Raw genomic sequence first — 25,198 nt, forward strand, 5'->3', positions numbered from 1 at the left:
TGACCGGAGAGCGTCACCCCGTGAACCGGAACGTCGACGTGACCGCGTCGAAGAGGTCGAAGAAGGACTCCGCGAGGTCCAGGACCTGGCTGCTGCCCGCGACCAGGGCGACCTTGCCCTCCTGGCCGGGGACCGGGATGTACGTCTGCATCAGCACCGCGCGCACGGTCCGGCCGAGCGCGTCGCCGGGGACCGGCACGTCCTCGACGCCGTGGGTGCGGGCGGCCGGGCCGACGCCCGGGATGTCGACGGTCGTCACCTCGCGCCAGGAGTCGCCGGCCTTGCGCGCCTCCTTGACGGCGAGCCGCGCGGCGATGGCGGCGGGCTCGGTCGGCAGCGGGTCGCCGGCGGCGGTGCGGCCGCCGACCAGGGACACCGTCACCGAGCCGGTGACGGGCAGCGAACTGCCGAAGTTCTCCGCCATGCAGCCGCAGTACAGCGCCCCGGACCGCCACGCGTCGGCCGCCGCCTTCTGGAGGAAGGACACGTACGCGGCGCGGTGCGGGGCCAGCTCCGGGTGCCGGCGCACGCGCTCGGCCACCGTCCGCCGGATCGAGTCGTCGCGCGACTCGGGCCGTACGTCGAACTCCCACCAGGACTCCGGCACCTTGATCCGGAAGCCGTCGCGTTCGACGGTCGACGTCTCGGGGTAACGGGCCATGCCTCCGCGGCCTCCTCGTTCGCTGGGGCGGGTCCCGTCATGGTGTCACCGCCCGCCGCCGCGACCGCCACCGCCCGGTCACCGCACCCGGTCACCGCACCCGGTCACCGCGCCCGGTCACTCCGCCCGCGCGTTCCGCAGCCGCGCGAACGACGTGTCCAGGCCGGACTTCAGCAGCCGGGACACCGGACGCTCCACGCACCGGTGCACCAGCCAGCTCAGCAGGCAGAAACCGGCGATCACCGCCGCCACCAGCAGCCGCGGGTCCATGGTGTCCCGCAGGCGGCTGATCAGCGTGGTCCCGGCGACGTAGTGCAGCAGGTACAGCGGATACGTCAGCGCACCCGCCGTCACCAGCCACTTCCAGCGGATCCGGTCGGTGTACCCGAGCGCGACCGCCACCATGAAGAGCAGGAAGGCGGTGAAGATCACGACGCTGCCCCGCCAGCCGGAGACGTGCTCCACCTCGTCGATCCGCTCCCCCAGCTCCATCTGGCCCATCAGCCAGGCCAGCGCCAGGATCCCCCACAGCAGCAGGTCCTGCCCGAAGCGGTGCATCAGGTACAGGGCCAGACCGGCGATGAAGTACCAGGCGCCTTCCGGGTTGGCGACCAGCTCGAACAGCCGGAAGTGGGAGACCGGCGCGAGCATCGCCGCCGCGCCCCACACGCAGCAGAAGACCACCACCCTGCGGTACGTCAGCCCCATCGCCACCACGACCAGGAAGAGCAGATAGAACCGCAGCTCGGACCAGAGGGTCCAGTACACCCCGTCGACGTTCGGCACCGCCGAGCCGGACTGGAGCATGGTGAGGTTGAGCAGGATCTCGCGCAGCCTGAGCCGCTCCCACACACCGGGTACGGCGATCAGGACGGCCGTGGTGAACGCGATCGCGAACCAGTACGCCGGGTAGAGGCGTATCACCCGGGAGACGAAGAACTGCCTCGGTGTGCGCCCCCAGCAGGACATGCAGATCACGAAGCCGCTGATCACGAAGAAGATCTCCACGCCGATCCAGCCGTAGGACGCGAACCGGAAGACGGTCGGCATGATCTCCGACACCGGCCGGTCCCAGACGGCGTTCCCCGGCCGGTCCACCCGGCGCGTGCCCGCGTAGTGGTGCACCGCCACCATCAGGGCGGCGACCAGCCGGACGCCGTCGATCACGTACAGCCGGCGCCCGGTCCGCCGCCCGCCGGGCACGGCGGCGTGCCGCGCCCGCGCCGGAGAGCGCCGGTCGGGCACGGACACGGTCCTGGTCGCCGCCTTGGTCAGGGGCGGGAGCGGTTGTCTCATCCGTCCAGAGAAGAACACCGCTCACCATCGCGGTAGGGCCCCCGCCAAGCTGTACCGAAGATCTCGCACAGTGTTGGACAGGTGTTCACCCGCCGCCGGGGGGCGGGCGGGCAGCCGCTCCCGGGCATTGGTCCACACCAACCCCTTGCCCCAGCCCCGCCCCCGACGCAAGCTCCCCTCATGGAGCTGGAGTTGCGGCATCTCAGGACCGTCCGGGCCATCGCCGAGGCCGGGAGTCTCACCCGGGCGGCGACCGCCCTGGGCCTCGCGCAGCCCGCGCTGAGCGCACAGCTCAAGCGGATCGAACGGGCCCTCGGCGGCGTGCTGTTCGAACGCGGCCGGCACGGCGTACGGGCCACCCCGCTCGGCGAACTCGTCCTCGAACGCACCCGGGTCGTCCTGCCCGCCGTCACGGAGCTGCAGCGGGAGGCCGCCCGGTTCGCCCGGACCCCGCGCGGCCCCGGCCACCTGCGGCTCGGCGGCACCCACGGCCCGCTGCTCGGCGCCCTGCTCGTCCGGCTCGCGGACGCCGCCCCCGACGCCCGGGTGACCACCCGCACCTCCTGGTCCGAGCGGCGGCTGGCCGCCCTGCTCGCCGAGGGCCGCCTGGACTTCGCCCTCGCCGGGACCTGCGGGTCGGCCGCACCGCCCGGCGCGGACGGCCTGGTCTGGCGCGAGGTGGCCGTCGACCCGGTCTTCGTGATGCTGCCCGCGCGGCACCCGCTCTCCGACGCCACCGAGATCGGCCTCGGCGAGCTGGCCGGCGAGGACTGGGCGTGCGTGCCGGGCGACGGATGTTTCGGGGACTGCTTCACCGCGGCGTGCGCCCGCGCCGGGTTCACCCCGCGCCACCTGTACGAGACCGACCCCACCGCCCTGGTCCACCTGGTGCAGGCCGGGCGGGCGGCCGGGCTGTGCCGGGCGACCTTCCCGGCGACCGACGGGGTGGTGACCCGGCCGCTCACCGGTACGCCGCTGGCCTGGCGGCACCTGCTCGGTTGGCACGCCGGGAGCCGCCACGCCGACACCGCCGGCACCGTCCTGGCCGAGGCCCGCCTGGCGCACGCGGGCGTGGCGGCGCGCAGCGACAGCTACACCCGCTGGCCGGCGGCCCACCGGGTGCCATGACGCCGGTGGCCCGCATGGCGCACGCCGGCGCCGCCGCGCGCAGCGACAGCTACACCCGCTGGCCGGCGGCCCACCGGGTTCCATAACGCCGGTGGCCCGCATGGCGCACGCCGGCGCCGCCGCGCGCAGCGACAGCTACACCCGCTGGCCGGCGGCCCACCGGGTGCCATAACGCCGGGCAGGGGGCCGGCCGATGTCTTACCGGCGGCCGGCCGCCCTCCCTACGGTTTCGGCACTTCCCCACCGCACGTGGCCCCGCACGTGACCGAAACCGAGGAGATCCCCCATGCTCCACCGACGCACCAGAGCCGTCTGTGCCGCCACCGCGGCGACGGCCGCCCTGTTCGTGGCCGGGCTCAGCGGCTCCACGAACGCGGGTGCGACCCCCGCGGCCACCCCCGCCGCCTTCCGCTCCTCCCCCACCGGCGCCTCCCCCACCGCCGCTCAGACCCTGCGCACCGACGCCGCGCCCCCCGCCCTCCTGCGCGCCCTGCAACGCGACCTCGGCCTGGAGAGGGGGCAGGCCGAGCGGCGCCTGGCCAACGAGGCCGAGGCGGGCGCCACCGCCGGAAGACTGCGTCTCGCCCTCGGCGCCGACTACGCGGGCGCCTGGGTGCGCGGCGCCGAGTCCGGCGTGCTCACCGTGGCCACCACCGACGCCGCCGACGTCCCGGCCATCGAGGCACAGGGCGCGCGGGCCGCCGTCGTCCGCCACTCGCTGACCGACCTGGACGCCGCCAAGGCCCGCCTGGACCGGGCGGCGCGCGGCCGGGACACCGCCGACGCCCCGGTCCGCTACGTCGACGTGCCCAGCAACACAGTGGTCGTCCAGGCCGTCCGCCCCGCCGCGGCGCGCGCCCTGCTGAAGGCCGCCGGGCTCGACGCCTCCGTCGGCCGCGTCGAGACCACGGCCGAGCGGCCGAGGGCCCTGTACGACCTGCGGGGCGGCGAGGCGTACTACATCAACAACAGCAGCCGCTGCTCCATCGGCTTCCCCGTCACCCGGGGCACCCAGCAGGGCTTCGCCACCGCCGGTCACTGCGGCCAGGCCGGGGCGAGCACCACCGGCGCCAACCGGGTGGCGCAGGGCACCTTCCAGGGCTCGGTCTTCCCCGGCCGCGACATGGCGTGGGTGGCCACCAACGCCAACTGGACCGCCACGCCGTACGTCAGCGGCGCCGGCGGGCAGAACGTCCAGGTCACCGGGTCCACGCAGGCCACGGTCGGCGCCTCGGTGTGCCGGTCCGGCTCGACCACCGGCTGGCACTGCGGCACCGTCCAGCAGCTCAACACCAGCGTGACCTACCCCGAGGGCACCATCACCGGCGTCACCCGCACCTCGGTCTGCGCCGAGCCCGGCGACTCCGGCGGTTCCTTCATCTCCGGCAGCCAGGCGCAGGGCGTCACCTCGGGCGGCTCGGGCAACTGCACCAGCGGCGGCACCACGTACTTCCAGCCGATCAACCCGCTGCTCCAGAACTACGGCCTCACCCTGAAGACCACCACCGGCGGCCCCGGCGACCCCGGTGACCCGGGCGACCCCGGCACCCCCGGCGGCACCTGGGCGGTCGGCACCGTCTACCAGGCCGGTGACACCGTGACGTACGGCGGCGCGACCTACCGGTGCCTCCAGGCGCACCAGGCCCAGCCCGGCTGGGAGCCCCCGAACGTCCCCGCACTGTGGCAGCGGGCGTGAGCCCGCACCCCGTGACGGGAGCGCGGGGCGACCTCCCCCGTCCTGACGTACGGGCATGCCGCGCGGGTGACTTCCCCGCCCCCGCCCGCCCGGGCGTCAGGTGCGGGTGACCTCCCCGCACTCCTCGCGCCCGTCCCCCGTCAGCGGCCTGCTCCGGTCGTAGGGGTCGACGGTGGGGCCCGTCGCCGGTTCGCCGGTGGCGGGCCCTTCGGCGAACGAGGGGTGCAGATAGCCGTCGTACACCTCGCAGGCGGTGTTGCCGAAGTCGGAGAAGTACGCCTTCGGCAGCAGCTTCCCCTCGGTGACGTCCCAGCGGTCGGGGTCGGACACCGCGACGGTGAGGCTGCGCCGGACGACGGTCCGCGCGACCTCGTCGCCGCCCTCCGCGCGCACCAGGGGGTACACGAACGTGTAGTCGGCGCGCACCTCGGCCACCCCGGGCTCACCCGCGCGCACCGTCATCTCGCCGCGCACCTTGACCACGTCGCCGAGGACCCGCGCCCGGGCCGGGTCGAACCGGGTGAACAGCAGCAGCGGGTCGTCGGTGCGGTCCGGCGCGCGCAGCGACCGCTCCACCTTGGCCAGCAGCCCGGGGCTCTTCGGGTCCAGCAGGGCGATCGCCTTCTCCGGCCGGTCGCCGCGCAGCACGCCCGGGTCGAGGTTGGCGGCGACCAGGAACTCCTTCGTGCGGCGCAGCGCCCGCGCCACCTCCGTCTCGGTGACACCGGAGACCGCCCTGGCCGCCGGGGGCACGATGGCGTCCGCGCCCTCCGCCCAGCCGGCGGCGGGCGAGCCCCGGAACGGGTCGGCGCGGGTCGGCCCCTGGGCGGGCGCCGGGGACGCGCCGGTCTCCGCCGCGTCCCCGCGGAACCGGTCCAGCAGCAGCGAGGGGCGTACGGCGATCACGGCGACGAGCGCGGCGATCAGCACGCCGACCGCGGTGAGCAGCCCGCGCCGCCGGGTCCGGCCGCCCGTGCCGACCGGTACCGGAGGTCCCGGGCGCCACGCGGTCGGGGCGGGCTCCTCCTCGCGCAGCCGCCGGGCCACCATCCGGGCCCGCGCCGACGGCTCCTTCGGCGGCGTCCCGGTGCCCTCGGCCGCCTCCCGCAGGAACCGCTCCAGTTCCTCGTCGGATATCGCGGACCCCTCGGGTCCCTCGTCCGGGCGGTCGGCGGGCGGGACGCTACTCACGGCACTCACTCTCGCAGTCGTACGAACAGGCGATCGATGACGGGCACAAGTATCCCCGCCGGACACGGCGAAGGGGCCCGCACGACCGAAGTCGTACGGGCCCCTCAGGAGCCACTAGGTCACTTGGTGATCTTGGTGACCTGGCCGGCGCCCACGGTCCGGCCACCCTCGCGGATGGCGAACTTCAGGCCCTCCTCCATGGCGACGGGCTGGATGAGCTCCACCTTCATCTCGGTGTTGTCACCCGGCATGACCATCTCGGTGCCCTCGGGGAGGGTCACCACGCCGGTCACGTCCGTCGTACGGAAGTAGAACTGCGGGCGGTAGTTGTTGAAGAACGGCGTGTGGCGGCCACCCTCGTCCTTGGACAGGATGTAAGCCTGGGCCTCGAACTCCGTGTGCGGGGTGACGGTGCCCGGCTTGATGATGACCTGGCCGCGCTCGACGTCCTCGCGCTTGATGCCGCGGAGCAGCAGACCGACGTTCTCACCGGCCTGACCCTCGTCCAGCAGCTTACGGAACATTTCGATGCCCGTAACCGTGGTCTTGGTCTTCTCCTGCTTGATGCCGATGATCTCGACTTCCTCGTTCACCTTGAGGACACCGCGCTCGATACGGCCGGTGACGACCGTACCGCGACCGGTGATGGTGAAGACGTCCTCGATCGGCATGAGGAACGGCTTGTCGACGTCGCGCTCCGGCTCCGGGATCGACTCGTCGACGGCCTTCATCAGGTTGAGGACGGAGTCCACCCACTCCTTCTCGCCCTCGAGGGCCTTGAGAGCGGAGACCTTGACGACCGGGAGGTCGTCGCCGGGGAACTCGTACTCGGAGAGGAGCTCACGGACCTCGAGCTCGACGAGCTCCATGATCTCCTCGTCGTCCACCATGTCGGCCTTGTTCAGGGCGACGACGATGTACGGGACGCCGACCTGGCGGGCCAGGAGCACGTGCTCCTTGGTCTGCGGCATCGGGCCGTCGGTCGCGGCGACCACGAGGATGGCGCCGTCCATCTGCGCCGCACCCGTGATCATGTTCTTGATGTAGTCCGCGTGACCCGGGCAGTCGACGTGGGCGTAGTGACGCGCCTCGGTCTGGTACTCGACGTGCGCGATGGAGATGGTGATACCGCGCTGACGCTCTTCCGGCGCCTTGTCGATGTTGTCGAACGGGGTGGCCTCGTTCAGGTCCGGGTACGCGTCGTGCAGCACCTTGGTAATGGCGGCCGTGAGGGTCGTCTTACCGTGGTCGATGTGACCGATGGTGCCGATGTTGACGTGCGGCTTAGTCCGCTCGAACTTCGCCTTCGCCACTGGGGTCCTCCTGTGGAGTGGTTCTGGTACGCCTTACTTCATCGGCGCCAGGTGATCTTTGCTGTCAAAACCCGGGCCCGCGGGGCGATCCGCCGCGATCGCGGTGGTTCGCCCCTTGAGGCTCCGGAGTCAAGCCTACGGCGTGGACGCGAGGTCCGTTACTCGCCCTTGGCCTTCGCGATGATCTCCTCGGCGACGTTCCGCGGAACCTCGGCGTAGGAGTCGAACTGCATCGAGTAGCTCGCGCGACCCGACGTCTTGCTGCGGAGGTCTCCGACGTAGCCGAACATCTCCGACAGGGGCACGAGGCCCTTCACGACACGGGCACCCGCCCGCTCCTCCATGGCCTGGATCTGGCCACGGCGGGAGTTGATGTCGCCGATCACGTCACCCATGTAGTCCTCGGGCGTGGTGACCTCGACGGCCATCATCGGCTCCAGGAGCACGGGGGACGCCTTGCGCGCGGCCTCCTTGAAAGCCTGCGAACCGGCGATCTTGAAGGCCAGCTCCGAGGAGTCGACCTCGTGGTACGCACCGTCGAGCAGGGTCACGCGCACACCGGTCATCTCGTAACCGGCGAGGATGCCGAACTGCATGGCCTCCTGGCAGCCGGCGTCGACCGAAGGGATGTACTCCTTCGGGATGCGGCCACCGGTGACCTTGTTGACGAACTCGTAGGACGCGTCGCCACCCTCGATCGGCTCGACGGCGATGATGACGCGGCCGAACTGGCCCGTACCACCGGTCTGCTTCTTGTGGGTGTACTCGACCTTCTCGACGGCCTTGCGGATCGTCTCACGGTACGCGACCTGCGGCTTGCCGACGTTGGCCTCGACCTTGAACTCGCGCCGCATCCGGTCGACCAGCACCTCGAGGTGCAGCTCGCCCATACCGCCGATGACGGTCTGGCCGGTCTCCTCGTTGGTGGAGACCTGGAAGGAGGGGTCCTCCTCCGCGAGGCGCTGGATGGCGACACCCAGCTTCTCCTGGTCGCCCTTGGACTTGGGCTCGATCGCGACCTCGATGACCGGCGCCGGGAAGTCCATGGACTCCAGGATCACCGGGCTCTTCTCGTCGCACAGCGTCTCGCCGGTGGTGGTCTGCTTCAGACCCATCACGGCGACGATGTCGCCGGCGCCCACCGACTCGATCTCCTCACGCTTGTTGGCGTGCATGCGGTAGATCTTGCCGATGCGCTCCTTGCGGCCCTTGACGGAGTTCAGCACCGAGGTGCCGGACTCCAGGCGGCCGGAGTACACGCGGACGAAGGTGAGCTTGCCGAGGTGCGGGTCGCTCATGATCTTGAACGCCAGCGCGGACAGCGGCTCGTCGTCGGACGGCTTGCGCTTGACGACCTTCTCCGGGTCCTTGACGTCCTGGCCCTCGATGGCCTCGATGTCGACCGGCGACGGCAGGTAGCGCACGACCGCGTCGAGCAGGGGCTGGACGCCCTTGTTCTTGAACGCGGTGCCGCAGAAGACGGGGGTCACCGTGGTGCCCTCGCCCTTGCCGGAGGCGATGGTGATACGGCGGATCGCCGCGTAGAGCTGCTCCACGGAAGGCTCCTGGCCCTCCAGGTACAGCTCCATCATCTCCTCGTCGTTCTCGGCGACGGCCTCCAGCAGCTTGCCGCGGTACTCCTCGGCAGCCTCGGTGTGCGTCTCCGGGATGTCGACGATGTCGTACATCTCGCCCTTGGTCGCCTCGGCGGACCAGACGAACGCCTTCATCGTCACCAGGTCGACGACGCCCTTGAAGTCGGCCTCGGCACCGATCGGGAGCTGCATGACCAGCGGCTGCGCACCCAGGCGGTCGCTGATCATGTCGACGCAGCGGTGGAACTCGGCACCGGTGCGGTCCAGCTTGTTGACGAAGCAGATACGCGGAACGCCGTAGCGGTCCGCCTGACGCCACACCGTCTCGGACTGCGGCTCGACACCGGCGACGCCGTCGAACACCGTTACGGCGCCGTCGAGCACACGCAGGGAGCGCTCCACCTCGACGGTGAAGTCGACGTGCCCCGGGGTGTCGATGATGTTGATGGTGTGGTCGACGTCCTCCAGCGACCAGTGACAGGTGGTGGCAGCAGAGGTGATCGTGATGCCACGCTCCTGCTCCTGCTCCATCCAGTCCATGGTCGCGGCGCCGTCGTGGACCTCACCGATCTTGTACGACACACCGGTGTAGAACAGGATCCGCTCGGTGGTGGTCGTCTTGCCCGCGTCGATGTGGGCCATGATCCCGATGTTGCGGACCTTGGCCAGGTCAAGTGAAGTGGTAGCCATAAGGCTTCAGTCTTCTCTCGGTCTCGATGGGGGAAGCGACTACCAGCGGTAGTGCGCGAAGGCCTTGTTGGACTCGGCCATCTTGTGCGTGTCCTCGCGCTTCTTCACAGCGGCGCCCAGGCCGTTGCTGGCGTCGAGGAGCTCGTTGAGCAGCCGCTCGGTCATGGTCTTCTCGCGCCGGGCGCGGGAGTAACCGACGAGCCAGCGCAGCGCCAGGGTGTTGGCACGGCCGGGCTTGACCTCGACCGGGACCTGGTAGGTGGCGCCACCGACACGGCGGGACTTGACCTCGAGGGTCGGCTTGATGTTCTCCAGAGCGCGCTTGAGCGTGATGACCGGGTCGTTGCCGGTCTTCTCGCGCAGGCCCTCCATGGCGCCGTAGACGATGCGCTCGGCGGTGGAGCGCTTGCCGTTCAGCAGCACCTTGTTGATCAGGGAGGTCACCAGAGGAGAGCCGTAGACCGGGTCGATGATGACCGGGCGCTTCGGGGCGGGGCCCTTACGAGGCATTCTTACTTCTCCTTCTTGGCGCCGTAGCGGCTGCGGGCCTGCTTGCGGTTCTTGACACCCTGGGTGTCGAGCGAGCCGCGGATGATCTTGTAGCGAACACCCGGCAGGTCCTTCACACGGCCGCCGCGCACGAGCACGATGGAGTGCTCCTGCAGGTTGTGTCCCTCACCCGGAATGTAAGCGGTGACCTCGATCCCGCTGGTCAGACGCACACGCGCGACCTTACGCAGGGCCGAGTTCGGCTTCTTCGGGGTGGTCGTGAACACACGCGTGCAGACGCCGCGACGCTGAGGCGAGCCCTCGAGTGCCGGCGTCTTGTTCTTCTCGACCTTGTCCTGCCGGCCCTTGCGGACCAGCTGCTGGATCGTAGGCACTACTTCTCCGGTTTCTGTGTGCCGAATGGTGAAGCTAACCTGGAACGTCGCCGACCCACGCGGTCGGGTGTGTCGAATCCGGCAGACTCCCGCCGCGAGGCGAAAAGGGCACGGATCACGGTGGCCGCGCTCGGCTCCCGCACGGTTCAAGGCACGCACGAGCGCCAGGGCACACCCCAGGCACAAGGTCTGAGCGTACCTATCGCATTCGCTGTGGTCAAAACAACCAGGGGCGCCCCGCATCGCCATGCGGCCGAGGTCAAGACCCCACACCGCGGACGGGCTCCGCACGGCTCATCCGGACGCGGCCAGCCCCGCCACGACCAGCAGCACCACGAAGAGGGCCCACCCGGCGACCGACAGCCACCCCAGCACCAGCCCGGTCAGCGCCAGCCCGTCCCCGCGCTCCCCGCTGCGCCGGATCTCGGCCCGCGCCGAGTGCCCCAGCACGACCGCCGGAATCCCGGTGATCCCGCCGGTGACCACGGTGAGCGCCCCGCACACCACGGCCCCCACCGCCTTGCCGTTGGTGACCGGCGGCGGCGGCAGAAAGGCGGCCGGCACCCCCTGCCCGATCCCAGCCGGCCCCTGCGGCAGATCGGCGACCAGCACCGCCAGCTCTCCCACGGTCCGCGCCGCGTACGCCCGCGCGACCCGCTGGTCGAACTCCTCCTTCGCCAGCCGGCCCTCCCCGTATCCGGCCCGGAGCACGTCGACCGCCCGCTCCCGGTCGGCGTGCGAGGCGAGCATCGGCGTGACGGCGGGAGGTGGCCACGGCTGCGGGGTGCGCACCCCGGACTCGTGCCAGGCGTGCGGGTACGGGGAGTGCGGCGCATGGTCGCGCCGGTCCGGAAACGGCATGCCACCGGCTGACGGCTCGTCCTCGCCCCGCCCGGGCTGCCACGACGACTGCGACACGGGCTGCCTCCCGTCCCCGACACCTTCCCTCCATGATGCGGCACGAGGCGCGGGTCGACAGGGGCGTTCGAGAGACGTACCGGCCGGAAAACGCCGCTCGGTCCAGACCGGCCGTGCCGTCGACCGGTTGAGCGGCAGGGATGCGCGGAAAACCGCGGGAAAACCCAGGGGCGGGGGCGGGTCGGCGGGTCCGGGCGCGGTGTCGCGCTTCCACGCTACCGATGCTTGCGGCGTACCGCGCCGTCACGACCGGTTGCGCCGGGGCCGGGGCGTCCCGCTCTACTCCTCGCCGGGCCGCCCCGGTCGGTGCTGACGGGCGAGGCGCGGGATCGTGGGGGTGCGGGAGCGGGGGTTCTTGGGGGTGAAGACCGGGGGTTCGCCGCTCCGCGTCCTGTCCTCGCCCCGCTCGGCGGTCTCCGGGCCGGCGGTCTCCGGGCCGGCGGTCTCCGGACCGGCGGTGTCGGGATGAGCAGCGCCCGGGCCGGCCGGGGAACCCGTTCCAGCGGTCCCCGGGCCGGACTCCGCCGGATCGTGCGGGACCGTTTCTTCGGGCTCGTCGGGCGCACGCCGCCCGGCGGAGGAGGCCACCTCGGCGTGGCGGACCGCGGTTCCGCCGGTGGCCCCGGCTTCGGCCGCATCCCCGGCTTCGGTCGTGGCCCCGGCTTCGGTCGCATCCTCGGCATCGGTCGTGGCCCCGGCTCGGGCCGCATCCCCGGCTTCGGCTGTGCCCCCAGGGCCAGGCGCGGCTCCGGAGGCGGGCCCGGTCCCGTGGACGTCCTGCGGGGCAGGCCGGTCGACGCGGGGCGCGCGCGGCGGGTCGGCGCGGCTGCCCTGGTCGTCCCGGCCCGGCGGCGTCCGCTCCCGGCGGCGGAACGGGATGACCGCCGCCTGTCCAGGCGTGCGGCCGCTGCCGGTGCCGTCGCCGAGGCCCCCGACCGCCGTGGCCAGTTCGATGAGGGAGCGGTACTGCGTGACGGCATCCCGCCAGCCCTGGCCGTACGCCTCGAACTCGGCCCGTTCGCGTTCTTCGCGGGCCACGATCTCCAGTTCGCCGGGTTCGTAGCGCTCCAGCAGTGCGCCCACCGCGGCGAGCAACCGGGCCAGGTCGCCGGGGCGCTGGTCCGTTCCGTCCTGAGGGTCCACCGCACGGGTGTTCCGGGTCGGGGCCCCTGAGCCCTTCGCCTGCCGGGAGCCTTTCTCGCCCTCGACCATGCGCGGCTCTTTCTGACGTCCCCTTCGTTACCGCCGTACGCCGTCACCGGCATGGGCGCCCCGTCCCCCGCCCGAAGGCCGCCTCCGGGGACGGACTCGAACAGCTTAACGGTCTCGCCTTTTCGCAGCCCAGAACGTGTCTGCGCCCGCCGCGAGAAGCGCGCGGCGTTCAGCCGCGACGGCTGCGGCGGGCGGGGAGGTCGCGATCGGCGGGAGCCGGGAGGAACTGTCCGGCGACGCGCAGGAACATCTCCCGCTGCTCGGCCGGGATACCGAGGGCCGTGGCGGCCTCCTCCAGGGTGAGCTGTTGCCGCTCACCGCCGGACCGGTCGAGGCGGTCCGGGGACGACGGCAGCGGCAGGTCCTCCTCGGTGAGCCGCCCGGAGCGGATCAGCATCTCCCGCAGGGGGATGCCGAGCACATGGGCCAGCCGCCGCATGGTCTCCAGATCGGGCATGCTCTGGCGCTGGAGAAGCCGGGTGATGGCGGCGCGGTGCACCCCCGCCTCGTCGGCCAGGCGCGACTTGCCGCCGCCGCGCGGACTGTCGATGTCGTAGCCCCGCCGCCGGATCACCTCTTCGATCCAGACCGTGAACGCTTCCAGTTCGCTGACTGTCACGGATGCTCGCCTCCCTCCAGAGCGGGCCCCAGGCTACCGCGCTTGCGCGCACGGAATAATAAATTTTACGCACGCAATGTGGAGATTTCGTCGGCAGGATGCTTCGACCACCCGCTCCGCCACCCTGCGCCCCACCCTCCGTGTTCGGCCGGAACCCCACCGTCAGAATTTTCGTTGCGAGCTCGCACGCAATCTGTCAGTGTGCCGTGCGGCGGCTGTCCCTCCTTCCTCCTTCGCCGCCCGCCACTCGCGTTCCTCGGAGTTCTCATGGACCTCGTTCATCTCACCGCCCTCGACCACACCTGGACCGAGGCGGCCGCCTGCGCCGGACTGCCGCCCGAGGCGGTCTTCGCCCGCCGCCCCGCCCAAGCCGCCCCGGCCCTCGCCGCCTGCGCCCGGTGCCCGGTCGTGCGGCGCTGCGAGGAGACGGTGGCCCCGGCCGACACCTGGTTCGACGGCGTGTGCGCGGGCCGGCTGTGGCACAACGGCCGCCCGGTCGCCCTGGACCGGGGCAGGGGGCGGCGCCGTACGGCGGCGGCCTGAAGCCCGGACACCCGGCTCCCGCCCGCCCACCACCCGATCACCGCGAAACCCTCGCACCTCCCGCACGAGAAGGGCCACGCCATGACTGAGCGAACGTCCGCGCGAACCGCCGCCGCCCCGCGCCCGACCTCCGTACCGCGTGCCGCGCATGCGCGAGCCGACGGCGGCGACGGCACCGGCCCGGCCCGGGACGCGGCCCTGTGGGCGACGGCCCTGCGGCGCCACTTCCCCGACCTGCTCGACGAGTTGGCCCCCTCGGCGGGGAGCCGTCCGAGGGCGCAGCCGCACGTCCCCGGCCCCGCCGAGCGGGCCGCCCGGGCCGCGCTGCTGCGCGAGGAACGCGAGGAGGCGCTGCGCAACGAGCAGGAGCACGGCCTCGCCGTCCCCGGCCACGCGGCCGCTCCCGTGCGGCTGCACGTGTCGGACGCGGTGCGTGACATCACCGACGGCGTGACGGAACTGGAGGAGGCGCTGTACGACCGGCTCGGTCTGGGCCGCCCCCGCCGCGCCCCGGTCCCGGAACGCCTCGCCCGGATCGCCGGACTGCTCGGCCGAACAGCCGCCGACCCCGTGCTCGCCCGCCACGCGCGGGACGAACTGCGCCGCATGGCCCGCCGCTGCGCCCGCGCCCTGGGCGAGACCGAGACCATGGTCCGGCTGCCCGGCCGCTGCCCGTGGTGCGACTCCGTCTCCCTGCGCGCCTTCCCGGACCGGGACGCGGTGCTGTGCGTCAACCCCGGCTGCCGGTGCGGGAGTACGGACTGCGACTGCGCCACCGACCCGGCCTTCCGCCATCTCTGGGAGCGGGACGCGTGGGACGCGCTGCCGGACGCGCGTCCGGCGGGTGAGGCCCGGTGAACACCTCCCCGTACGCCGCCGGTGCCACGCTGGTGACCGGCGTCCTCGCCGCCCAGGAGGCCGGGGTCGCGCCGGCGACGATCCGCAAGTGGGTGCAGCTCGGCCACCTCGCCCCGGCCGGCCGCCAGGGCCGTACCCACCTCTACCGCCTGGAGGACGTCTTCGCCGCCGAGCGCGCCACCCGGCGCCGCGCGACCGGCGCCGGCTGAGCACACCGGCCACGGCAGGACAGCGCCCCCGGTTCCGTCTTTCGGAACCGGGGGCTTCCTCGTGTTCGGACGACGGCGGGCGGCGTCGGGGACCGGTGCCGCGCGGACCGGAGCGGGCCTGCGGGTCATCGGCGCGCGACAGTCACTCGGCGTGACGTCTACGTGAGTCATGGCGGCCGTACATCGGCCACCGAGGACATCGGTCAGCGCGGTTCCGCGGCTCTGGGGACCGACCGGGCCGCCACGGCCTCCTGCCAGCCCAGCGCGAACCCGCGCACTTCGGCGTCGTCGGCGATCCGCGCCCCGACCTCGCCCACGACGGCGGCCAGGGTGCGTCCGACCTCGCCGCTGTACCGACCGGCCTGCGCGGATTCCACCGCCACCGCGACGGCGGCGGCCGTCACGTCGGCGAGGCGCTCCCGCGGCCCCCCGGTCACCATGACCACTCACCGCCGGCAACCGGCCTCCGCCCGTTCATCGTCGTCAACGACCTCACCACCTTGTTCGAATATACGTTCGAAGCGATCCCCAGGGTAACGCAGAGTCGATGCGAACGCCCCGCATATGACAGGCCGTTGCGATCTTTCTCCACACCCGCGCCCGCGAAACCGATACGCGGACCCCACTCCCTTGTTTTGTTGCGCGCGCGCACGATCAGTGTCACAGTTGGTGCAGCGGCGGAGCTGTGCCCGCCAGTCGGGCAGCCATGCCGCCGCTCCCGCCGGGCCGGCGCGCCACGCGCCTCCCCCGCTCCCTCCGCGCGGCGCCCGCCCGGCGCCTTCCGGCCCGCAGTCCGCAGCCGGTGAGCCCATACCCCGTCCCGGCGCCCCGTGCGCCCCACCGTCCCGAGGTGAACCCGGCATGACCACACCCGTCCCGCCCCCGAGCGCCTTCATCGAAGTCGAGAGGCTGGTCGTCGAGATCCTGGAGGACGACCCGGGCCTGGCCACCGCGCTCGTCGCGGTCGAGCCGCCCGCGGACTTCGACGGCACCGCCGCCGCGGTGCTGGTCAACCGGCGCGGCGGCGCCTGGGTCGGCGAACTGCACGTCGACGAGCCGCTGATCGAGCTGGAGGTGTACGGGCCGGACAAGGCCACCGCGCACACCCTGGCCAACGCGGGCCGGCGCGCGCTGCTGGCCGCGGCGGGCCGCACCGTCGGCACGAACGTCATCACCGACGTCGTCGAACAGGACGGCCCGCGCTGGATGCCCGACTACCTGTACGCCGCGGCCAACCGCTACGTGTGCGTGCTCAAGGTCGCGGTCGACGTCTACTGACCCGCCCGCCCCCTCACCCGGGGGCCCCATCAGCCCGAAGGCCCCGTCATCCGACGGGGCCTTCGTCGTGCCCGGACGCCGTCACACAGGCCCGGGCACCCCTTCCCACCCTTCACAAGGAGATTGAGCATGGCAGGCACCAACACCTCCGAGATCCGTATCGCCGGCGCCGGACGCCTCTTCATCGCCGCCCCCGGGACGGCCATCCCGGAGACGTTCACCGACGCCGACACCGCCGGCGACTGGGGCACCGATTGGAAGGACCTCGGCTACACCTCCGGCGACGGCGTCACCTTCAGCAAGAAGGACAAGCTGGAGCCGGTCGACGTCTGGCAGGTCGTCAGCCCGGTGCACTTCGTCTACTCCGACCGGGACCTGACGCTGAAGTTCTCGCTGCTCCAGTTCAACGAGGAGACGCTGCCGTTCTTCATGGGCGGCGGCAGCATCGCCGGCGCGGGCGGCGCCACTTCCTCGGGCGTCTACAAGTACGACATCGCGGACCGTCCGTACGCCGACGCCCGCGCCCTCGGCCTGGAGTTCACCGACCGGTCGGGCAGCACGGCGGTGACGTACCGCTTCGGCATCCCGCGCGGCCAGGTCACCGCGGCCGACGACATCAAGCTGGCCCGCAAGGCCCCGGCGCAGCTCGGTATCACCTTCACCGCGATGGCCGCGCCGGACGGTTCGCCGCTGGCCAGCTTCGTGATGAAGGACAGCGCGTACGCCGCGGCCTGATCCACCGGCGGGCGGGGCGGCCGGCACCGCCCCGCCCGTCACCTCTCTCTTCACCTCCCACGCCACACACGAAGGAGCCTCTGTGTCCCGTTTCGATGTCAACGCGGCCCGCGCCCAGCGCCTCGAAGCCCTCGGCCGCACCTGGTCGTTCGAGCTCGACGGCGAGAGCTTCACCCTGCCCACGGAACTGTCCCGCGCGACCGCGAAGGCACTGCGCAAGCTCGACGACAACGACGTGGACGGGCTGCTCCGCCTGCTCATGGGCGAGCAGCAGTTCGCCCGCTTCGAGCAGTACGAGGTCACCATGCAGGACATCGCCGCCATCCTGGAGGCTTACGGCAAGGAGACCGGGCTCGGCCTGGGGGAAGGCTGAGCCTCGTCGGGTTCGTCGACGAACACGCCGAGGCCCTTGAAGCGGATCTGCTCCGGCACTACGGGGTGGATCTGCTCGACTGGCACCGCGAGCGCCTCTCCAGCCGGCGGCTCGCGGTGCTCATCAAGCACCTGCCACGGGACAGCGCCCTCAACCGCGACCTGCACGGCGAGGCCGCCGACTGGTCGGTGACGGACCATCTGCTGGCCGCCGCCGTGGACCATCTCGCGGCGGCCAACTGGATGTTCGCCTCCGTCAACTCGGAGGAGGGCGACCAGCCGGAACCGCCGGTGCCGGTGCCGCGCCCCGGGGATGCGTCGGAGGACGCGGACACGGACGAGACCGAGGGCGGGAACGAGGAGGGGAGCCGGTCCGCCGACCTGGCCGCGGACGAACACGCGGTCGGCGCGGCTGCGAACACGTCCGCTCCCCCGTCTCCGTCTCCGGCCGAACTGGCCCGGTTCTTCGGCTGAACCGACCCGCATCGGTCCGTGCCCCGGGGTTCAGCGGGGGTCCGGCGCCTCCGACCGTCCCCCGCGGCACCGGCCGCCCGCTTCCCGGGTCACCCGCACGACGTCCCCGGTCCCGCCCGGCGGTCTCAGGATCGCCGGGCAGGTCCAGCCGGGACACGTCCCTTACGGCTCGATCGCCTCGGTGCGCCGGCCGCACCACAGCCCAGCGGACAGACCGGAAGGCAGGCCGACATGGCGACTGGCACCAGCGACACCCCGCATCAGCCGATCGACACCTACGCCCGTCTCGCCCACCTCCTGCGCACCCCGGCCCCTGACAGCGAGACCCTGCTCGACCGGGTGTACGAGGAACTACTCATCCGCGAGTCACGCGCCTACGCGGCAGGCTGGTCGGACGCCTTGAGCGAGGCCCGACGCGCCGACCGGCGGTAACCCGACACCGCGTCGCTTTCCCGCCCCAGCCTCGAACGCTTCGACGGTTCCGGAAGTCGCCCAGCGTCCGCCCCTCCGCCTCGGCAGCTCAGTACCTCAGAGCGACAGAATCCACAGACAAAGCCCTGTGAGCGCCATACCGGCGACTATGTCAAGTGCCACGAGCTTCGGTCTCGGCACGGCATTGGAATCCGTCCGCCCGGAACTCCATATCGCGAAAGCGAAAAAGAAGAACACGCAAGCGACAGCAAAGACTCCCGTCGCCAAGAAAAAATACCAGACTCTCACACGCACTCCAATTATCAGTACAGGCGCAGCGAAGCTTACCGGTAGCGCGCAGCACGAACAAGAGCATGATCTTTCCGCCACGGGCCAACTATGACCCGTTTCATGTCCATTGACCGCATCATCAGGTTCGCTTGGCCGCCGAAAAGGAGCAACCCGTGGGACAACACACCACTGACGAGGTGTACGACAAGGTGGTCGACGTCGAGACAGCACTCGACACTCACCACAAGTCGGCGCTGACCACTAAGCACTTCGACTCCAAGGTCAAAGACCTCGAGGAGGCCATAAAGAAAGGACCGGAGAAGAAAGAAGAACCTCAGACCTGGAAAGATCTCGTCAAGGAGATGTCTCCGGTCAAAGAGTTTCTCGACGTCGCCAAAGGTGGCGACATAATAGCCAAGTTCCTTCTCGTCGCAACCGCCGTCACCGCCGGCGTCGGAATAATGGTCGGTCTCGCGGCATCAATCAAGAAACTGACTCTGGCCTGGACGGGACGAGAACGGCAAGGCTTCGTATTCGGTGCCCAGCGGCCGGAGGAAGAACGTCAACGGCAGTACTACGGCCGCCTCCCAGATGGACAAACCAGGGCGAACGGCAAACCGAAAAGGTGGGGACTGAAGCCGGAGGAGGCGGCCGCCGGCACCGGCGCCGCCCAGCCGGTCGCCCTTCCCTCGGAAGAGCGCATCACCGCCGTCACGGACGCGATGCGGGAACTCAACTCTCAGATCGGCACCTACCGCGACAAGGTCCGCGGCCTCGCCACCCCCCGCGCCATGCGCCAGATGGCCTCCGCCGCCAAGAAGCTGGAGAGCGCGGCGAAGAACCATCAGAACGTCAGCGGGCTCGCCAGCTCGATCGGCAACCTCAACCGGGAAATGCGTGAACTGGCCGCGACCGCGGGCTGACCACCGTCCAGGAGACAACACATGAGCCTCGTCAGTTCACTGAAGAAGGCGTCCGGCTCCCTTCAGGACTTCAAGCAGAAGGCCAGCGCCGCCGGAACCGCCGCCAAGAATCTGGGCACCGCCAGCCAGAAGGGCGCCGGACAGCTCAAGACCCTGAAGTCGGCGTCCCAAAGCACCGAGAAGGAGCTCAAGGACCTCAAATCCGCCGCCGACAAGGCCGAGAAGTCGGTCGCCAAGGCCGGGAAGACCGGTAGCACCGCCGGGAAGAACCTCGGCAAGTACGAGTCCGGGGCGAGCAAGGCGGCCAAGGGCCAGGACAAGATGAACAAGTCGATGAAGGGCAACTTCTTCGGCATGCTCATGGACCTGCTCATGCCGCTCATCCAGAAGGTCGTCGAGATGGCGACCAAGTCGAAGACCATGCAGAAGGTCCTCAAGACCGCCTTCGACGTCATCAAGTCCGTGATCAGCACCGTCATGAAGGCCATCGGGCCGATCATGAAGAACGCCGCGAAGCTGATCAAGTCGGTCTGGAACGGCATCAAGTCGGCGATCTCCAAGGTCGTCAAGGCCATCGCCACGGTCATCAAGACCTATGTCAACACCTGGAAAAAGGTCATCAGCACCGCGCTGAAGGCGATCAAGACCGTCGTCTCCAGCGTCTGGAAGGGCATCAAGGCCGTCATCTCCCCGGTCGTCAACTGGGTCAAGTCCGCGATCCCCAACGCCTTCCGCGCCGTCAAGGACAAGCTGTCCAGCATCTGGGGCGGGCTCAAGGGCATCGCCGGCCGCGCCTTCGACGGCATCAAGAGCGCGGTCAAGGGCCCGCTGAACTCGGTCATCGGCATCATCAACCGCGCGATCGGCGCCCTCAACGGCATCAAGGTCTCGATCCCCGGCTGGGTGCCCGGCGTCGGCGGCAAGACCTTCGGCGTCAGTCTGCCGAAGATCCCCATGCTCGCCACCGGCGGTGTCGTCATGCCCCGCTCCGGCGGCGTCCCGGCGATCCTCGCCGAGGCCGGTGAGGCGGAGGCCGTCCTGCCGCTGAGCAAGCTCGACCAGTTGCTGCGCCGGGCCGCCGGAGCCCGGACGTACGCCGCCGGGTCCGCCGGTGCGGACAGCGCGCTGTACATCGAGCACTATTACGCCGCCGAGACCAGCAGCCCCCGGCGGACCGCCCATGCCCTGGAGTTCCTGGCCAAGGCACGCGGATGACGGCCGCGAGCATACCGGCCGACCCGCTGCGCGGGTTCATGCCGGCGATCACCTCCCTGCGCTCCCGGACCGACCAGACCCGCACCGCCGTACGCACTCTCAGCAGCCGGATCAAGAACGCGGCCTCGGGCGCCGGTCTCGTCCGGTCCGCCGCCGCCCAGGCCGCCACCGCCACGCGCACCGTCAAGACGAACGCCGAGGCCGCCGCCCGCTCCCTCACCCGAGCAGGCCGCTCCGCCACCACCGCAGCCCCCCGCATCAAGGCCATGGCGACCAACGCCAAACGCTCCTCCACCGCCCTCGGCAAGCTCGGTTCCGCCGTCGGCGGGGTCCTCGCGATCGTCGGCGCCCTCATCGAGGCGTCCGGCGTCCTCGGCACCCTCCTAGGCACCTTCGGCACCGCCATGACCATCGGCTCCGGCGTCATGCTGGTGATCAACGCCCTCACCCGCGCCAACCCCATCGGCTTCGTCACCGGCCTCCTCCTCCCGGTCGCCGGCTGGCTCATCGACCTGGCGGTCAACTCCGAGACCGGGCAACGGCTGATGGAGCAGCTCGCCGCGCTGATCCTGACGTACGTCGAGGGCTATCTGACCGTCATGACGCCCCTGCTCAAGGCCATCGCGAGCGCGGTGAACACCTACGTCACCGCCTACCTCGGCGTCATCACCACCGCGCTCACCGCCATCGGCGCCCTGATCGGCACCGGCTTCGCCGTGCTCAGGGCGCTGACCACCGGGGACACCCGGGCGCTCAGCGGCAAGGTGTCGTCGATCTGGCGGGGCTTCAAGGACCGGGTCAGGCCGGTGCTGACCTGGATCACCCAGGACGTCCCCCGGATGTTCACCCGGATCAAGGACGCCACCTCCCGCACCCTCGGCGCCATCGGGCAGTTCATGACGACCGGTGCGCAGACCGTCGCCGGTGTGGTCAAGGGCCCGATCCAGGGCCTCATCGCCTTCGCCAACTGGGTCATCGACGGCCTCAACCACCTCAGCTTCAGCTTCTTCGGCAAGAAGTTCGGCGTCCATCTGTCGAAGATCCCGCAGCTCGCCGAGGGCGGCGTCGTCCTCCCGGCCGCGGCGCCCGGCGGCTCCAGCGTCCGGCCGCTCACCTCGCTCAGCCGCTTCCTGCCCGCGCCCTCCCGCGCCGCCACCACCGGGTCCGCCTTCCTCGCCGACCGCACCAGGGTCCGGATCTACGAGGAGCGCGAGGGCAGCAGCCCGCAGACCGTCGCGGAAGACCTCCTCTTCCTGCGCCGCGCCGCCTGAACGACGCCAGAAGCCACGCCCCGTCCACCAGCAACCCCAAGCGAGGTGACGGCCCACCATGGCCACAACCGTCACACCCGTCTCCGTCTCCGGCTCCGCCCCCGGCTCCGACGACACCCCCGGCTCCCTCATCACCCTCGACGGCCAGATCCAGTGGGGCAGCCTCCTCATGGGAACCGGCACCCCTTACCCCGTCGACCGCGCCGGCATCACCGGCTGGGACGACCTGCCCGAGCTGGACTTCGGTGACGTACTCCGGCCCGACCAGCACGGCGCCTGGCCCGGCGACCGCTGGGCGCAGACCCGGCTGATCGGCGCCACCGTCTGGCTCGCCCCGCCGGCCGGCACCGACCCGCTCGCCACCGCCGCGGCGTTCCGGGCCGCCACCGGCCCCGACGGCCAGGAACGCTGGCTGGCGGTCCGGCTGCTCGGCGAGACGCTGGCCGTGCGCGCCCGGGTCAGCCGCCGGGTCGTCCCGCAGGACCGCTCGTACGCCACCGCGGGCTTCGCCAAGGTCAGCCTCCAGTGGACCGCGACCGACCCGCGCCGCTACGCCCCCGCTCTGCACGAGGCGCTCACCGGTCTACCGGTCGCGGAACCCGGCCTGGTCTGGGAGGACCCGGCCGGTTCCGGGCTGTCCTGGCCGCTGGACTGGGGCGGTGCCGGCACCGCCGGTTCGATCTCCGCCGTCAACGCGGGCGGCGCCTCGGTCCGCCCGGTCGTCGAGTTCCGCGGCCCGGTGCAGCGGCCGTCGCTGACCCGGCTCTCCGACGGCCGGCAGCTCCAGTACGACCTGGCGCTCGGCCCCGGCGACCTCCTCACCGTCGACACCGAGGCCGGCACGGTCCTGCTCAACGGCACCGCCTCCCGGATCTACACCGCCACCCCGGACTCGTCCCCCGAGCAGTTGTTCACGCTCGAACCCGGCACCACCGACCTGGCGTTCCGCTCCGACGACGTCACCCCGTCCGCCGCGGCCTCGGTCACCGTCCGCTGGCGCGACGCCCACTGGTGATCACGCCCGCACCGCCACCCACCACCGGACACCGTGGAAAACCAAGAGAGGAACCCCCATGCCCCTGCGCACCGCATGGCTCGTCAACCGCACCGACGCCGAGAACGGCCAGTCCCGCGCCGACACCCGGCTCGCCCCCCTCGGCGCCGTCACCCCGGTCAGCGGGCTGGCCGGCCGCAGCGGACTGCTGCCGGGCTCCCCGGACGGCAAGTCGCTGACGTCGGCGTTCTACGTGTTCAGCTCCACCGCCGGGATGACCGCGACGATCGCCCCGGGCCGGGCCGTCGTCCAGGGCTCCCAGACCGCCGGGGCGTACCCGGTCGTCCTCACCGACTACACCAGCGTCACCCTCGCCGACGGTGACGCCAACAACGCGCGGACCGACCTGGTCGTCCTGCGGGTCTACGACGCCCAGTTCGACAACTCCGGCCGCACCGAGGCGGTCCTGGAGGTCCTGAGCGGCCCCACCGACGGCACCCGCGCGCTCCCCCAGGTCCCCGAGGCGTCGCTGCCGCTGGCGAGCGTGCTGGTCCCGGCGGGTTCCTCGGTCGGCACCGGCGGCATCGACTGGGCCACCGCCGTCACCGACCTGCGCACCACGACCGTCGGCGTTGGCGGCATCCTCCCGCTGTACGGCAACACCGCCGAGTCCGGCGCCTACCCGGGGCAGTACCGCGACATCAGTTCCGCGCTCCAGCGGTGGGACGGCAGCCAGTGGGTGAGCTACCCGGCCCAGCTCGGCGGCATCGCCCCCACGGGCCGGATCTCCACCGGGTCCTACGTCGGCCAGTACCGGGACAACAACGGGCGGCTGGAGCGCTGGAACGGCACCGCCTGGACGCCGGCGATGCCCAGCCCGGTCTTCGCGTACAACAACGCCGGCGGCTACTGCAAGACGACCACCTGGTCGGAGGCGCTGACCGGGACCACCGGGCCGACGGTCACCGCGACCTTCACCGCGCCGATCTCCGGGAGCGTCCTGGTCACCGTCGGCTTCCAGGGCCAGCCGTCGGTGGAGGGCGGCTGGGGCCGGATGTCCGTCAACATCCGCAAGGGCGGGGTCCTGGTCACCGGCCTGGGCGCCGCCGAGACCCGGTCGGCCATCGTGACCAACCGCGGCAACCAGTCGGTGACCACCACCTTCCCGGTCACCGGGCTGACCGCGGGCGCCACGTACACGGCCGTCTCGGCGTACTCGTCCAGCGCGACGACCAACAACCACTGGTTCGACAACCGGTTCGTCCGCGTCGACCCGATGCTCTGAGGAGCGCCGCGTGACGAGTTCCCCCCGTACCGCCTACGTCCCGCTCACCCCGGTCTACCGGGCCGTCTTCTGCGATCTGCGCACCGATCAGGTGATCGACGTGCTGCCGCTGACGGACACCAAGTTCGACGACTACATCGGCAAGTCCGGTTCGCTGTCGGCCACCGTCCCGCTGCCGAACGCCGCGCTGGCCCGCCGGGCCCGCGCCGCGCTGGTACCCGGCCGGACCGCGGTGTGGCTGGAGCGGGACGGTGACATCTGGTGGGGCGGGGTGCTGTGGACCTGCACCCCGTCCAGCGACGAACGCGGCCGGATGCAGGCCGCGTTCCAGGCCGGCACCTTCGACTCCTACCTCGACCACCGCATCCTGTCCGGGCCGCAGTCCTTCACCGCGCTGGACCAGTTCGAGATAGCCCGGATGCTGGTGGAGCACGCCCAGGACCAGCCGGGCGGCGACATCGGCATCCAGCTCGGGCACGAGATGTCCGGGGTGGTGCGGGACGTCTCCTACTCCTACTCCTCGCTCAGCCGGATCCGGGAACTCCTCGACTCCCTCGCCCAGATGGCGGACGGATTCGAGTGGCGGGTGCACTGCTACCGGGATCCCGAGGGACGCCGGACCAAGCGGCTCCAGCTCGGGCATCCGAGGATCACCGCGAGCGCCTCGGACATCGTCCTGGACCACCCGGGCCAGGTCATCACCTACAGCCTGCCGGCCGACTCCACCGTGCAGGCCGACGTGTGGGTGGCCCGCGGCGACTCGCCCAACAGCGACCAGTCGGAGGAGTCGCAGCCGCTCACCGTGTCCGTCGAGGCCCCCGAGGACCTGGCGGACGGCTGGCCCCGGCTGGAGTCCACCTCGGACCACAGCGGGGTCACCGACGAGGCGACGCTGCGCTCGCTGGCCCGGGCACAGCTCGCCGAGCAGCGGATGCCCGAGGTCATCCCGGAGATCACCGTCAAGCTGGACGGCCGGATCACCCCGGCGCTGCTCGGCGCCGGCGTCCGGCTGCGGCTGCGCGACCTGTGGCACCAGGACCCGCGGGACGAGCGGTACCGGGTCGTCGGCATCGCTGTGGAACCGCCGCAGCGCGGCAAGGCCGAGACCGCCACCCTCTACCTGGAAGGCGTGTGAT

Annotated in this window: 28 protein-coding genes; 17 read left to right on the top strand and 11 right to left on the bottom strand. The window is 71.5% G+C overall.

The features are described from left to right. Positions 1-13: 13 nt before the first annotated feature. Together IE316_RS21730 and IE316_RS21735 are read right to left on the bottom strand one after the other, a co-directional pair. Positions 14-661 carry a hypothetical protein gene (locus tag IE316_RS21730; protein WP_190206094.1) on the bottom strand — a complete coding sequence of 216 codons (648 nt, stop codon included), beginning with the start codon at positions 659-661 and terminating at the stop codon, positions 14-16. A 117-nt stretch (positions 662-778) separates the two neighbouring features. Next, positions 779-1,957, bottom strand: a complete 1,179-nt coding sequence (locus tag IE316_RS21735; protein WP_190206095.1) for an acyltransferase family protein — start codon at positions 1,955-1,957, stop codon at positions 779-781. 180 nt (positions 1,958-2,137) lie between these two features. On the opposite strand from IE316_RS21735, the gene IE316_RS21740 reads away from it, so the two are divergent. Together IE316_RS21740 and IE316_RS21745 are read left to right on the top strand one after the other, a co-directional pair. Then, positions 2,138-3,085: a LysR family transcriptional regulator gene (locus IE316_RS21740; protein WP_190206096.1), complete on the top strand. Its 948-nt coding sequence runs from the start codon at positions 2,138-2,140 to the stop codon at positions 3,083-3,085. 286 nt (positions 3,086-3,371) lie between these two features. Further along, entirely contained in the window at positions 3,372-4,781 is a 1,410-nt protein-coding gene (locus IE316_RS21745) for a carbohydrate-binding protein (protein WP_190206097.1), read from the top strand. Between the two features lie 96 nt (positions 4,782-4,877). Here IE316_RS21745 and IE316_RS21750 read toward each other — a convergent pair whose 3' ends face one another. From IE316_RS21750 to IE316_RS21785, 8 genes are all read right to left on the bottom strand, one after another. After that, positions 4,878-5,972 (bottom strand): hypothetical protein, encoded by a 1,095-nt coding sequence (locus IE316_RS21750; protein WP_190206098.1) that lies wholly within the window; start codon positions 5,970-5,972, stop codon positions 4,878-4,880. 119 nt (positions 5,973-6,091) lie between these two features. Next, a complete protein-coding gene (tuf, locus tag IE316_RS21755) occupies positions 6,092-7,285 on the bottom strand; it encodes an elongation factor Tu (protein ID WP_190206099.1) in 1,194 nt (397 codons plus the stop codon). Positions 7,286-7,443: 158 nt separating this feature from the next. Further along, complete coding sequence (gene fusA, locus IE316_RS21760; RefSeq protein ID WP_190206100.1) at positions 7,444-9,570, bottom strand: elongation factor G; 2,127 nt, start codon at positions 9,568-9,570, stop codon at positions 7,444-7,446. A gap of 39 nt (positions 9,571-9,609) precedes the next feature. Beyond that, positions 9,610-10,080 (bottom strand): 30S ribosomal protein S7, encoded by a 471-nt coding sequence (gene rpsG / locus IE316_RS21765; RefSeq protein WP_003998848.1) that lies wholly within the window; start codon positions 10,078-10,080, stop codon positions 9,610-9,612. A 2-nt stretch (positions 10,081-10,082) separates the two neighbouring features. Then, a complete protein-coding gene (gene rpsL / locus IE316_RS21770) occupies positions 10,083-10,454 on the bottom strand; it encodes a 30S ribosomal protein S12 (RefSeq protein WP_003948652.1) in 372 nt (123 codons plus the stop codon). A gap of 294 nt (positions 10,455-10,748) precedes the next feature. Next, the gene (locus IE316_RS21775; protein WP_190206101.1) at positions 10,749-11,315 is read right to left on the bottom strand and encodes a DUF1707 and DUF4190 domain-containing protein; all 567 of its coding nucleotides are present in this window, start codon (positions 11,313-11,315) and stop codon (positions 10,749-10,751) included. Positions 11,316-11,651: 336 nt separating this feature from the next. Then, complete coding sequence (locus IE316_RS21780; protein WP_190206102.1) at positions 11,652-12,515, bottom strand: hypothetical protein; 864 nt, start codon at positions 12,513-12,515, stop codon at positions 11,652-11,654. Between the two features lie 238 nt (positions 12,516-12,753). Further along, positions 12,754-13,203, bottom strand: a complete 450-nt coding sequence (locus IE316_RS21785) for a helix-turn-helix transcriptional regulator (protein ID WP_190206103.1) — start codon at positions 13,201-13,203, stop codon at positions 12,754-12,756. Between the two features lie 267 nt (positions 13,204-13,470). Between IE316_RS21785 and IE316_RS21790 the strand changes: the two genes are divergently transcribed. The 3 genes from IE316_RS21790 to IE316_RS21800 all read left to right on the top strand — a co-directional run bounded on the left by IE316_RS21790 (position 13,471) and on the right by IE316_RS21800 (position 14,813). Then, positions 13,471-13,746, top strand: a complete 276-nt coding sequence (locus IE316_RS21790; protein WP_190206104.1) for a WhiB family transcriptional regulator — start codon at positions 13,471-13,473, stop codon at positions 13,744-13,746. Positions 13,747-13,827: 81 nt separating this feature from the next. Then, complete coding sequence (locus tag IE316_RS21795) at positions 13,828-14,604, top strand: hypothetical protein (RefSeq protein ID WP_229910507.1); 777 nt, start codon at positions 13,828-13,830, stop codon at positions 14,602-14,604. Further along, entirely contained in the window at positions 14,601-14,813 is a 213-nt protein-coding gene (locus IE316_RS21800) for a MerR family transcriptional regulator (protein ID WP_190206105.1), read from the top strand. Before IE316_RS21795 ends, IE316_RS21800 begins: the two co-directional genes overlap by 4 nt. A 203-nt stretch (positions 14,814-15,016) precedes the next feature. Here IE316_RS21800 and IE316_RS21805 read toward each other — a convergent pair whose 3' ends face one another. Beyond that, the gene (locus tag IE316_RS21805) at positions 15,017-15,253 is read right to left on the bottom strand and encodes a hypothetical protein (protein ID WP_190206106.1); all 237 of its coding nucleotides are present in this window, start codon (positions 15,251-15,253) and stop codon (positions 15,017-15,019) included. 421 nt (positions 15,254-15,674) lie between these two features. On the opposite strand from IE316_RS21805, the gene IE316_RS21810 reads away from it, so the two are divergent. The 12 genes from IE316_RS21810 (at position 15,675) to IE316_RS21865 (ending at position 25,197) form a co-directional block, all read left to right on the top strand. After that, the gene (locus tag IE316_RS21810; protein ID WP_190206107.1) at positions 15,675-16,091 is read left to right on the top strand and encodes a hypothetical protein; all 417 of its coding nucleotides are present in this window, start codon (positions 15,675-15,677) and stop codon (positions 16,089-16,091) included. Between the two features lie 129 nt (positions 16,092-16,220). After that, positions 16,221-16,826 carry a phage tail tube protein gene (locus IE316_RS21815; RefSeq protein WP_190206108.1) on the top strand — a complete coding sequence of 202 codons (606 nt, stop codon included), beginning with the start codon at positions 16,221-16,223 and terminating at the stop codon, positions 16,824-16,826. An 82-nt stretch (positions 16,827-16,908) separates the two neighbouring features. Continuing rightward, positions 16,909-17,199 (top strand): hypothetical protein, encoded by a 291-nt coding sequence (locus IE316_RS21820; RefSeq protein ID WP_190206109.1) that lies wholly within the window; start codon positions 16,909-16,911, stop codon positions 17,197-17,199. A gap of 65 nt (positions 17,200-17,264) precedes the next feature. Further along, the gene (locus tag IE316_RS21825) at positions 17,265-17,672 is read left to right on the top strand and encodes a hypothetical protein (RefSeq protein ID WP_190206110.1); all 408 of its coding nucleotides are present in this window, start codon (positions 17,265-17,267) and stop codon (positions 17,670-17,672) included. A 231-nt stretch (positions 17,673-17,903) separates the two neighbouring features. Continuing rightward, positions 17,904-18,104, top strand: coding sequence for a hypothetical protein (locus IE316_RS21830; RefSeq protein WP_190206111.1), 201 nt, complete (start codon positions 17,904-17,906; stop codon positions 18,102-18,104). A 127-nt stretch (positions 18,105-18,231) separates the two neighbouring features. Beyond that, positions 18,232-18,486 carry a hypothetical protein gene (locus tag IE316_RS21835; RefSeq protein ID WP_190206112.1) on the top strand — a complete coding sequence of 85 codons (255 nt, stop codon included), beginning with the start codon at positions 18,232-18,234 and terminating at the stop codon, positions 18,484-18,486. Positions 18,487-18,547: 61 nt separating this feature from the next. Then, on the top strand, positions 18,548-19,297 hold the full coding sequence (locus tag IE316_RS21840; RefSeq protein ID WP_190206113.1) for a hypothetical protein: 750 nt from the start codon (positions 18,548-18,550) through the stop codon (positions 19,295-19,297). 21 nt (positions 19,298-19,318) lie between these two features. Continuing rightward, the gene (locus IE316_RS21845; protein WP_190206114.1) at positions 19,319-20,512 is read left to right on the top strand and encodes a phage tail protein; all 1,194 of its coding nucleotides are present in this window, start codon (positions 19,319-19,321) and stop codon (positions 20,510-20,512) included. Beyond that, positions 20,509-21,783, top strand: a complete 1,275-nt coding sequence (locus IE316_RS21850) for a phage tail tape measure protein (RefSeq protein ID WP_190206115.1) — start codon at positions 20,509-20,511, stop codon at positions 21,781-21,783. The genes IE316_RS21845 and IE316_RS21850 overlap by 4 nt, the downstream gene beginning before the upstream one ends. Before the next feature lie 58 nt (positions 21,784-21,841). Further along, positions 21,842-22,798 (top strand): phage distal tail protein, encoded by a 957-nt coding sequence (locus IE316_RS21855; RefSeq protein WP_190206116.1) that lies wholly within the window; start codon positions 21,842-21,844, stop codon positions 22,796-22,798. A gap of 58 nt (positions 22,799-22,856) precedes the next feature. After that, positions 22,857-24,062 (top strand): hypothetical protein, encoded by a 1,206-nt coding sequence (locus tag IE316_RS21860; protein WP_190206117.1) that lies wholly within the window; start codon positions 22,857-22,859, stop codon positions 24,060-24,062. A gap of 10 nt (positions 24,063-24,072) precedes the next feature. Then, positions 24,073-25,197, top strand: coding sequence for a hypothetical protein (locus tag IE316_RS21865; protein ID WP_190206118.1), 1,125 nt, complete (start codon positions 24,073-24,075; stop codon positions 25,195-25,197). The last annotated feature ends 1 nt before the right edge of the window (position 25,198 follow it).

The organism is Streptomyces fumanus (assembly GCF_014655295.1).
GTDB lineage: Bacteria > Actinomycetota > Actinomycetes > Streptomycetales > Streptomycetaceae > Streptomyces > Streptomyces fumanus.